This window comes from Streptomyces sp. NPDC051452 (genome assembly GCF_044454765.1).
GTDB lineage: Bacteria > Actinomycetota > Actinomycetes > Streptomycetales > Streptomycetaceae > Streptomyces.
Genome location: NZ_JBITEB010000013.1, coordinates 1 through 10,761 on the forward strand (window position 1 = coordinate 1; position 10,761 = coordinate 10,761).

Genomic DNA, 10,761 nt, shown 5'->3' on the forward strand with positions numbered 1-10,761 from the left:
ACGCCCGGTTACATACCGAACCCGGAAGCTAAGCCTCACAGCGCCGATGGTACTGCAGGGGGGACCCTGTGGGAGAGTAGGACGCCGCCGAACAATTCTTCAAAGGTCGGATCCTGAACTTCGGTTCAGGGTCCGACCTTTTTTTGGTTCGCTTAACGCGTCGTTCACGTTGCGCACCCAGCATCCCAGGCATGGGAACCGCAGCAATGCTCAGGGCCGCCGGCGTCGGAGCCGGTGACGAGGTCGTCGTCCCGGCCTTCGGCAACGTCGAGGTGGCCGAGGCCGTGACCCTGGTCGGCGCGCTCCCGGCGTTCGCCGACATAGATCCGCTGACCTACTGCCTCGACCCGGACGCGGTCGAGGCCGCCGTAACCCCGCGCAGCGCGGCGGTCGTTGTCGTACACCGCTTCGGACGGCGGCCCTGTATCGAGCGGTTGCACGCGCTCGGCCGGCGGCACGGGCTGCTGGTGCTCGAACAGGGCGAGTCCGAGGTGCCGTACGACGAGACGGCGCAGCGCAGGGAGCGTGCCGCGTACCTCGACGCCCGGCTCAAGGGAGTACGGACGCCGGACGGCAGCGACGGGCACACCTACCAGCAGTACGTGGTGCGCGTCCCGGGCAACGGCCGGCCGGACCGGGACGCGTTCGCGCGCGCCGTGCGGGCCAGGGGAGTCGAGTGCCGGGTGCCGGTGAAGACCCCCGTGCACCGGCTGCCGGAGTTCCGGCGGTGCGTGTCGCTGCCGCAGACCGAACGGGCCGCCGACGAGACACTCGCACTGCCCGTCGACGCCTCGCTCACCAAGCGGGACATGCAGCGCGTCGTGTCCGCCTGCAATGCCCTCGGAGGACTGCTTCAGCCCGCCTTCTGAGCGGTCGCCGAACGCATTTGGGAACCCGGGCCCCTTCGGGGTACAGTTTCTTCGTCGCCGCGGGGGAAACCCCGAAACGACAGGCCCCTATAGCTCAGTTGGTAGAGCGTCTCCATGGTAAGGAGAAGGTCAACGGTTCGATTCCGTTTGGGGGCTCCGCCGGAAAGGCCCCACCCGAATTCGGGTGGGGCCTTTCTCATGCCTCCGGGCGGATTTCCGGGACCCGCATCGCCAGGATCGCCATGTCGTCGGAGGGCGCGTCCGACGCGAAGCGCTCCACCGCGCGCATGATGCGCGCCGCCACCGCGCCCGCCGTCAGACCCGTGCAGGTGGTGAGGACGTCGGCCAGGCCGTCGTCGCCCAGCATGCGCGTGCCCTCCCGGCGTTCGGTGACGCCGTCGGTGACGCAGAGCAGCACGTCACCCGGGTCGAGCGTGAACGTCTCCTCGTACAGCTCCAGATCCTCCATGACGCCCAGCAGGGGCTGCGGTTCGGCCGCCGCGTCCACCGTGCCGTCCTGGCGCAGGCGCAGCGGGAGCGGATGGCCCGCGCAGACCATCTTCAGTTCCACACCGCCGCCCGGCTGCGGACGCAACTCGCCGTAGAGCAGCGTCAGGAAGCGGCTGCGGTCGCCCTCGTCGAGAATCGCGGAGTTCAGCCGCTCCAGCACCGCCGGGCCGCTCAGCCCCTCGCGGGCCAGCAGCCGCAGGGCGTGCCGGGCCAGGCCGGTGACCGCCGCCGCGTTGGGGCCCGTACCGCAGACGTCGCCGATGGCGAAGCCGTAGGCCGCGTCACCGATGGGGAAGACGTCGTAGAAGTCGCCGCCGACCTCGTTGCCCTCGCCGGCCGCACGGTAGATGACCTCCACCTCGACGCCGTCGATGTGCGGTGTGCCGGGCGGCAGCAGACTGCGCTGGAGGGCCTGGCTGATGGCCGTGCGCTCCGAGTACAGACGGGCGTTGTCCAGGGCGAGGGCGGCCCGGCGGCTCAGGTCCTCGGCGAGTTCCAGGATCTCCTGGCGGAAGTGCTCGTCGGTCGGCTTGCCGAGGGTCAGCATGCCGATGACACGGTTGCGGGCCACCAGTGGCAGCACGACCGTCTCGCCGCCGACCGCGGCGGCCGTCGCCAGCGTCGGGCCGATGCCCGGGGCGACCTGGCGGGTGGAGCCGCCGGACAGGCCGAGGCTGCGCATGGAGCTGCGCAGGGCCGCCTGGTGGGCGACCTCGGCTGGGGCGGTCCACACACGGGCGCCGGGGGTCGGTACCGGATCGGGCGGGGCGACCTTCGACAACAACGACTTGATGCCGTCGATGAGTTCCTCGTCCTCGTGCAGGACGTAGGACAGGTAGGGGTCGGAGGCCTGGTCGGCGATCGTGTACACGGCGCACCAGGTGGCCAGGGTGGGGACCGTCATCTGGGCCATCAGGGCCAGTGTCTGGTCGCGGTCCAGGGTGCCGGCCAGCAGGTCGGAGGCCTCGACCAGGAAGCTCAGGGACCCCCGGCGCAGCCGCTCCAACTCGCCCAGGCGGGCCGACTCCACGGCCAGGGCGATCCGGTCGGCGGCGAACTGCAGGCGCAGAGCCTCCTCGTTGGAGTACCGGCCCGGTGCCTCGGCGGCCACGCCCAGCGAGCCGGTGAGACGACCCTCGACCTTGAGCGGGACGGTGACGACCGAGCGCATGCCGGTGCCGGCGAGCAGCGGTACGGCGCCGGGGACGGCGGCGAGGTCGTCGTGTACGGCGGGCATGCGCGCGGAGCTGTAGCGGCCCGGCCCGACTTCGACGGGGACGCGGGCGAAACGCTGGCGGGCCGAGGGCAGGCCGGTGGAGGCGCGGACCTCCAGTTCCGTCTCGTCGTCGGTGGCGAGCAGCAGGAACGCGGAGTCGGCGTCGAGCATGTCGCGGGCACGTTCGACCGTGCGCTGCAGCAGGCCGTCGAGGTCGTCGGGGGCGGGGGAACCGATGAACACCTCGAAGGGGTCGGTGTTCGGCCCGTCGGGGGACTGCGGCTGGTCGGTGGCCGGGACGCGCGAGGGCGACTGCAGGACGGCGCGTTCCTGGTCGCGCACCAGCAGGCAGACGGTGGAGGGCTCGCCGCCGGTGTCGCGGACCCTGAGGTGGGAGGCGTACACCTGGACCACCCGGCCGTCGGCGCCGCGAATGCCGTAGCTGCCCTCCCAACGCGAGAGCTGGAGCGCCTCGGCGACCCCGGTGCTGGTTCCTGGGGTGTGCGGCCAGGCCGCAAGGTCGGTGAGGGGTCTGCCGATGACCTCGCCCGCCGGGTAGCCGAAGACCTCCTCGGCGTCCTCGTTCCAGGCGCTGACGGTGCCCTTGCGGTCGACCTGGAGGACCGCGACCCGGACCCGGCCGTCGGCCAGCGGGAGGAGAGCGGCGGGCAGGGACGGCCCGGCGGTGCGGGTGCCGACGGCGCGTTCGGGCGGGCTGAGCTGGAACCAGACGCTCTTGGCGGTGGGCGTGTAGTCCACGCCCCAGCGGGTGGCCAGGGCCGCGCAGAGCTGGAGGCCGCGTCCGCCCTCCCGGTCGGGGTGGCCCAGGGAGATGGCCTCCTGCTGCAGGGGGACCTCGCGCTCGGGGTAGCGGTCGGCGACCTCGACGCGTACCCCGTCCTCGGTGCGCAGGCACAGCACCTCGGCGTGCGTGCCCGCGTGGACGACGGCGTTCGTCACCAGTTCGCTGGTCAGGACGACCGCGTCGTCGACGATGTCGGCGAGGCCCCAGCCCTGGAGCGTGTCGCGGACGAAGGCCCGGGCGGTCGCCACGGACCGTCCGACGGGCTCGAACGTGGCGGCCGCGCGCGCGGTGATCACAAGACTCCTCGGCCGGTTGTCGACGTGCTGGTCTCCGGGGCCGGACGGCTCGTGCCGCTGCCGCGGCAGGGGCTCGTCCGGCGGTTGTGGCTCCGGGGGCGGTCCCCCGGGGATCACTCCGGTGGTCATGGTCTGCGGCCGCCCCTCCGATGCCCGCTCGTTCTGGTGCCACCGCCCAGGCCGGTCGGACCGGTGCGGCTGGACAGCCGCATGCAAGGTTACTTACCTTCGCCGTCCGAGCGGATGCCGGTCGACGGTGTTTACCCCCGAGGTGTGCGGACGGTGTGCGAAGCTGCCGAACTGTTATGGCCTGGTTCGGCCGGGGTGAAACACTGGGCAAGCTTGTGATGAAGGTCGGGTCGCGCCGCGTGCGCTCCCCGCACGCTGGGCAGCAGCCTCTGGTGCGGCCGGACCTCGTCCGGCGGGATACGCAGCAGTAACCGGTACGCGGAGGCGATCGGGATGCCGCTTGACGGCAGACCGGCGCCGAAGCGGCCGAGCACAGCAGTAACGGTCTACCCCTCCGGGAGGGACACAGTGGAGTCTGGCGCGGCGACGCGGAGTACTAAGACGCGCGCGAAGGGCGGACCGTCCCTGGGCAGGAGCGGCGGCACGACCGCCGTGGACACAGCTGCCCTGAACCGGCTGCTGGCCGCTCTCGTCTCGATGCGGGACGGGAACTTCCGCAAGCGGCTCACGGTGTCCGGGGACGGCGTGATGTCGGAGATCGCGGCCGTCTTCAACGAGGTGGCGGACCGGAATCTGCATCTGACCGGTGAGCTGTCGCGGGTGCGGCGCATGGTGGGACGTGAGGGAAAGCTCACCGAGCGGCTGGAGACGGGGGCCAGCGAGGGCTCCTGGGCGACCGCCATCGACAACTCCAACGCGCTGGTGGACGATCTCGTCTGGCCCGTCTCCGAGGTCAGCCGGGTGCTCACCGCGGTCGCCGAGGGTGATCTGTCGCCGCGGATGGAGTTGCGGACGCAGGCGGCGGACGGCGGTACGGGGCATCCGCTGCGCGGTGAGTTCCTTAAGGTCGGCCGCACGGTCAACAACCTGGTCGATCAGTTGTCGACGTTCACGGACGAGGTCACGCGCGTGGCCAGCGAGGTGGGCACCGAGGGCAAGCTCGGCGGCCAGGCCCAGGTGCGCGGTATGTCGGGTTCGTGGAAGGACCTGACCGAGTCCGTCAACACCATGGCGTACCGGCTGACGGCGCAGGTGCGGGACATCGCGCTGGTGACGACGGCGGTCGCCAAGGGTGATCTGTCGCGCAAGGTGACCGTGCATGTCGCCGGCGAGATGCTGGAGCTGAAGAACACCGTCAACACGATGGTGGACCAGCTGTCGTCCTTCTCCTCCGAGGTCACGCGGGTGGCCCGGGAGGTGGGCACCGAGGGCATCCTGGGCGGCCAGGCGCGGGTGCCCGGGGTGGCCGGCGTGTGGAAGGAGCTGACCGACTCCGTCAACACGATGGCGGGCAACCTGACCGCGCAGGTGCGGGGGATCTCGCAGGTCACGACGGCTGTCGCCAGCGGTGACCTGTCACAGAAGGTGACGGTTCCGGCGCGTGGCGAGGTGGCGCAGCTCGCCGAGACGATCAACCAGATGACCGAGACGCTGCGGATCTTCGCCGACGAGGTCACGCGGGTGGCGAACGAGGTCGGTGCCGAGGGGCGGCTCGGCGGGCAGGCGAACGTGCCGGGCGCGGCCGGTACGTGGAAGGACCTGACCGACTCCGTCAACACCGTCTTCCGGAACCTGACCACGCAGGTGCGCGACATCGCGGCGGTGACGACCGCGGTGGCCAGCGGTGATCTGTCGCAGAAGGTCACCGTGGATGTGGCCGGCGAGATGCTGGAACTGAAGAACACCGTCAACGGCATGGTGGACCAGCTCTCGGCGTTCGGTGCCGAGGTGACGCGGGTCGCGCGGGAGATCGGCGTCGAGGGCGAGCTGGGCGGCCAGGCGCAGGTGCCGGGCGCGGCCGGCACGTGGAAGGACCTGACGGACTCCGTCAACACCGCGTTCCGCAACCTGACCGGGCAGGTGCGCAACATCGCCCAGGTGACCACGGCGGTGGCCAACGGTGATCTGTCGCAGAAGGTCACCGTGGACGTCTCCGGCGAGATGCTCCAGCTGAAGAACACCGTGAACCGGATGGTGGACCAGCTGTCCTCGTTCGCCGACCAGGTGACGCGGATGGCGCGGGACGTGGGCACGGAGGGCCGTCTCGGCGGTCAGGCGCGGGTGGACGGCGTCTCGGGGACCTGGAAGGAGCTGACGGACTCCGTCAACTTCATGGCCGGGAACCTCACCTCCCAGGTGCGGCAGATCGCCCAGGTGACGACCGCCGTGGCGCGCGGTGACCTGTCGCAGAAGATCGACGTGGACGCGCGCGGGGAGATCCTCGAGCTGAAGAACACGATCAACACGATGGTCGACCAGCTGTCCGCCTTCGCCGACCAGGTGACCCGGGTCGCCCGGGACGTGGGTACCGAGGGCCGTCTCGGCGGGCAGGCGCAGGTGCCGGGTGTCGCCGGTGTGTGGCGGGACCTGACCGACTCCGTGAACGGCATGGCCGGCAACCTCACCGCCCAGGTGCGCAACATCGCCCAGGTCGCCACCGCCGTGGCCCGTGGTGATCTCTCCCAGAAGATCACCGTGGACGCGCGCGGGGAGATCCTGGAGCTGAAGAACACCCTGAACACGATGGTCGACCAGCTGTCGTCGTTCGCCCAGGAGGTCACCCGGGTGGCCCGTGAGGTGGGCACCGAGGGCATGCTGGGCGGCCAGGCCGAGGTCCAGGGCGTCTCCGGCACCTGGAAGGACCTCACCCAGTCGGTGAACTTCATGGCGAACAACCTGACGATCCAGGTGCGCAACATCGCCGAGGTGACCACCGCGGTGGCCAAGGGCGACCTGTCCAAGAAGATCACCGTCGACGCGAAGGGCGAGATCCTCGAACTCGTCACGACGGTCAACACGATGGTCGACCAGCTGTCGAGCTTCGCCGAGCAGGTGACCCGGGTGGCCCGCGAGGTGGGCACCGAGGGCATCCTGGGCGGCCAGGCGCACGTGCCGGGCGTCACCGGCATCTGGAAGGACCTCAGCAACAACGTCAACCTGATGGCCAACAACCTGACCATGCAGGTGCGCAACATCTCCCAGGTGGCGGCGGCGGTCGCCAACGGTGACCTGACGCGGCAGGTGACGATCGAGGCCAGTGGTGAGGTCGCCCAGCTCGCCGACACCATCAACACCATGGTCAAGACGCTGAGTTCGTTCGCCGACCAGGTCACCAAGGTGGCCCGCGAGGTGGGTACGGACGGCATCCTGGGCGGGCAGGCGCATGTGCCGGGGGTGGCCGGCACCTGGAAGGACCTCACCGAGTCCGTGAACCAGATGGCGTCCAACCTGACCGGTCAGGTGCGCAACATCGCCATGGTCACCACGGCCATCGCCAAGGGTGATCTGACGAAGAAGATCGACATCGACGCGCGGGGCGAGATCCTCGAGCTGAAGACGACGATCAACACGATGGTCGACCAGCTGTCCAGCTTCGCCGAGGAGGTCACTCGGGTGGCCCGTGAGGTGGGCACCGAGGGGCAGCTCGGCGGTCAGGCACGCGTGCGTGACGTCGACGGCACCTGGCGGGATCTGACCGAGTCGGTGAACGAGATGGCCGGGAACCTGACCCGGCAGGTGCGGGCCATCGCGCGCGTGGCGACCGCGGTGACCCGTGGCGATTTGAACCTGAAGATCGACGTGGACGCGTCCGGCGAGATCCAGGAACTGCAGGACTACATCAACAAGATGATCGCCAACCTGCGGGACACCACGATCGCCAACAAGGAACAGGACTGGCTCAAGGGCAACCTCGCCCGTATCTCCGCGCTGATGCAGGGGCGGCGGGACCTGGAGGACGTGGCCTCGCTGATCATGAGCGAGCTGACGCCGGTGGTCTCCGCGCAGCACGGCGCGTTCTTCGTGGCGATGCCGCCGGTGGACGGTGCGGACGCGGCCGACGGGGAGGAGGCCTACGAGCTGCGGATGCTGGGCTCGTACGGCTACTCGATGGGCTCCATGCCGACGTCGTTCCGGCCCGGTGAGGCGCTGGTGGGCACGGCCGCGATGGAGCGGCGTACGGTGCTGGTGGAGAACGCGCCCAGTGGCTATCTGCGGATCTCCTCCGGGCTCGGCGAGGCCCCGCCGGCGCAGGTGATCGTGTTGCCGGTGCTGTTCGAGGGCACGGTGCTCGGGGTGATCGAGCTGGCCTCGTTCACGCCGTTCACGCAGATCCAGAGGGACTTCCTCAACCAGATCGCCGAGATGATCGCGACCAGCGTCAACACCATCTCGGTCAACACCAAGACCGAGCTGCTGCTGAAGCAGTCGCAGGAGCTGACGGAGCAACTGCGGGAGCGGTCGGCGGAGTTGGAGAACCGGCAGAAGGCGCTGCAGGCGTCCAACGCCGAGTTGGAGGAGAAGGCGGAGCTGCTGGCGCGGCAGAACCGGGACATCGAGGTGAAGAACACCGAGATCGAGGAGGCGCGGCAGGTCCTGGAGGAGCGGGCCGAGCAGCTCGCGGTGTCGATGCGGTACAAGAGCGAGTTCCTCGCCAACATGTCGCACGAGCTGCGCACGCCGCTGAACTCGCTGCTGATCCTGGCGAAGCTGCTGGCCGACAACGCCGAGGGCAACCTCTCCCCAAAGCAGGTGGAGTTCGCCGAGACCATTCACGGCGCAGGCTCCGACCTGTTGCAGCTGATCAACGACATCCTCGATCTGTCGAAGGTCGAGGCGGGCAAGATGGACGTCTCGCCGACGCGGATCGCGCTCGTCCAGCTGGTGGACTACGTGGAGGCCACCTTCCGGCCGCTGACCGCCGAGAAGGGCCTGGATCTGTCCGTGCGGGTCTCGCCGGAGCTGCCGGCGACCCTGCACACCGACGAGCAGCGGCTGCTCCAGGTGCTGCGCAACCTGCTGTCCAACGCGGTGAAGTTCACCGATTCCGGGTCGGTGGAGCTGGTGATCCGGCCCGCCGGCTCGAACGTGCCGCACAAGATCCGCGAGCAGTTGCTGGAGGCGGGTTCGCTGACGGATCCGGACGGCGAGCTGATCGCGTTCTCGGTGACCGACACGGGTATCGGCATCGCGGCCAGCAAGATGCGGGTGATCTTTGAGGCGTTCAAGCAGGCGGACGGCACGACCAGCCGCAAGTACGGCGGCACCGGGCTCGGGCTGTCGATCTCGCGGGAGATCGCGCAGCTGCTCGGGGGCGAGATCCACGCCCAGAGCGAACCGGGTCGCGGGTCGACGTTCACGCTGTACCTGCCGCTGCACCCGAGCGAGCTGCCGCCGCAGGGCTATCAGCAGTCCGTGGCCCCGCTGGAGGCCGGCGAGCTGGTCGCCTCCGAGGCCGAGCAGTCCTCGGAGCTGTCGGCGGTGGAGGTCGAGACGCCGGCCGAGGTGAAGTCGTACCAGGAGACGCAGAACGGTCCGGCGGCGCTGTTCCGGCGCCGGCGCAGGAGCCTGCCGCGGGGCGAGCAGCGGCCCGAGCAGTGGTCGGCGGCGCCGGCGCACGAGAGCCCCCGGCAGCCGATCCGCGCGGTGCGGTTCGGTGGCGAGAAGGTGCTGATCGTCGACGACGACATCCGCAACGTGTTCGCGCTGACCAGCGTCCTGGAGCAGCACGGGCTGTCCGTGCTGTACGCCGAGAACGGCCGCGAGGGTGTCGAGGTGCTGGAGCAGCACGACGACGTGGCGGTCGTGCTGATGGACATCATGATGCCGGAGATGGACGGGTACGCCACGACCACGGCGATCCGCAGGATGCCGCAGTTCGCGGGGCTGCCGATCATCGCGCTGACCGCCAAGGCGATGAAGGGCGACCGGGAGAAGGCGATCGAGTCGGGCGCTTCCGACTACGTCACCAAGCCGGTCGACCCCGATCACCTGCTGGCGGTGATGCGGCAGTGGATGGAGGCGCGGTGACCGTGACGAAGGGGGCGGTCGAGCGGGCGTGAACGGCACGGGAACTCTGGGTGGGTGCCGGGAGTTGTCGGAGCGCGGGAGTGGTGAGCGTGCGGGAATCCCGGATTCCGGGAACCATCCGTGCCCCCGCCGCGTTTCCGCTCTGTGCACAGTGACATCACGGTGACAGGGTGTGGCGAGGCGCGGGGTGCGGCTACGATGACCGGCACAAGGACGGGCGGCGAAAGGGAGTCGTCCCCTGGGGCGGCGCCCGGCGTACCGCCGGGGCGAGGAGGGCGGGCCATGGTGCAGAAGGCCAAGATCCTCCTGGTCGATGACCGGCCGGAGAATCTGCTGGCGCTGGAGGCCATCCTCTCTGCGCTCGATCAGACGCTGGTTCGGGCATCGTCCGGGGAGGAGGCGCTCAAAGCGCTGCTCACTGACGATTTCGCGGTCATTCTGCTGGACGTCCAGATGCCGGGCATGGACGGTTTCGAGACCGCGGCGCACATCAAGCGGCGTGAGCGGACCCGGGACATCCCGATCATCTTCCTCACGGCGATCAATCACGGACCGCATCACACCTTCCGGGGCTATGCGGCGGGCGCGGTGGACTACATCTCCAAGCCGTTCGACCCGTGGGTGCTGCGCGCGAAGGTGTCCGTCTTCGTCGAGCTGTACATGAAGAACTGCCAGCTGCGGGAGCAGGCGGCGCTGCTGCGACTGCAGTTGGAGGGCGGCGGCAAGGGCGCGGTCGGCGGCAAGGAGTCCGCCGGGCTGCTCGCCGAGCTGTCCGCGCGGCTGGCGGCCGTCGAGGAGCAGGCCGAGGCGCTGTCCAAGCAGCTGGACGACGACTCGGCGGACGCGGCCGCGGTGGCCACGGCGGCTCATCTGGAGCGCAAACTCACCGGGTTGCGCCGGGCGCTCGACGCCCTGGAGCCGGGCACGGGCGCCGGCGGCTCCGCCCTGCCCATGCAGAACTGAGGTGGACGGGGACCGCACTTGTCCATGAGGACGCGTCAGTTCCGTGCCCCGGCAGGGGCGACACGTACGGGTGAAGCAGTGGGCACACGTGTCCGCTGTCGTCTC

Annotated in this window: 4 protein-coding genes, 1 tRNA gene and 1 rRNA gene; 5 read left to right on the forward strand and 1 reads right to left on the reverse strand. The window is 69.9% G+C overall.

Going from position 1 to position 10,761, the window contains the following annotated elements; all coding sequences use genetic code 11:
• The 3 genes from rrf to ACIBA9_RS26665 form a co-directional block, all read left to right on the forward strand.
• Nucleotides 1-93: ribosomal RNA gene (rrf, locus tag ACIBA9_RS26655) — 5S ribosomal RNA — on the forward strand; the annotation flags it as partial.
• Between the two features lie 113 nt (nucleotides 94-206).
• Nucleotides 207-869, forward strand: a complete 663-nt coding sequence (locus ACIBA9_RS26660; protein WP_399367075.1) for a DegT/DnrJ/EryC1/StrS family aminotransferase — start codon at nucleotides 207-209, stop codon at nucleotides 867-869.
• 83 nt (nucleotides 870-952) lie between these two features.
• A tRNA-Thr gene (locus tag ACIBA9_RS26665) sits at nucleotides 953-1,025 on the forward strand.
• A gap of 40 nt (nucleotides 1,026-1,065) precedes the next feature.
• Here ACIBA9_RS26665 and ACIBA9_RS26670 read toward each other — a convergent pair.
• The gene (locus ACIBA9_RS26670) at nucleotides 1,066-3,825 is read right to left on the reverse strand and encodes a SpoIIE family protein phosphatase (RefSeq protein ID WP_399366825.1); all 2,760 of its coding nucleotides are present in this window, start codon (nucleotides 3,823-3,825) and stop codon (nucleotides 1,066-1,068) included.
• 408 nt (nucleotides 3,826-4,233) lie between these two features.
• Between ACIBA9_RS26670 and ACIBA9_RS26675 the strand changes: the two genes are divergently transcribed.
• The gene (locus tag ACIBA9_RS26675) at nucleotides 4,234-9,693 is read left to right on the forward strand and encodes a HAMP domain-containing protein (protein ID WP_399366827.1); all 5,460 of its coding nucleotides are present in this window, start codon (nucleotides 4,234-4,236) and stop codon (nucleotides 9,691-9,693) included.
• Between the two features lie 282 nt (nucleotides 9,694-9,975).
• A complete protein-coding gene (locus tag ACIBA9_RS26680; protein WP_393899066.1) occupies nucleotides 9,976-10,656 on the forward strand; it encodes a two-component system response regulator in 681 nt (226 codons plus the stop codon).
• The last annotated feature ends 105 nt before the right edge of the window (nucleotides 10,657-10,761 follow it).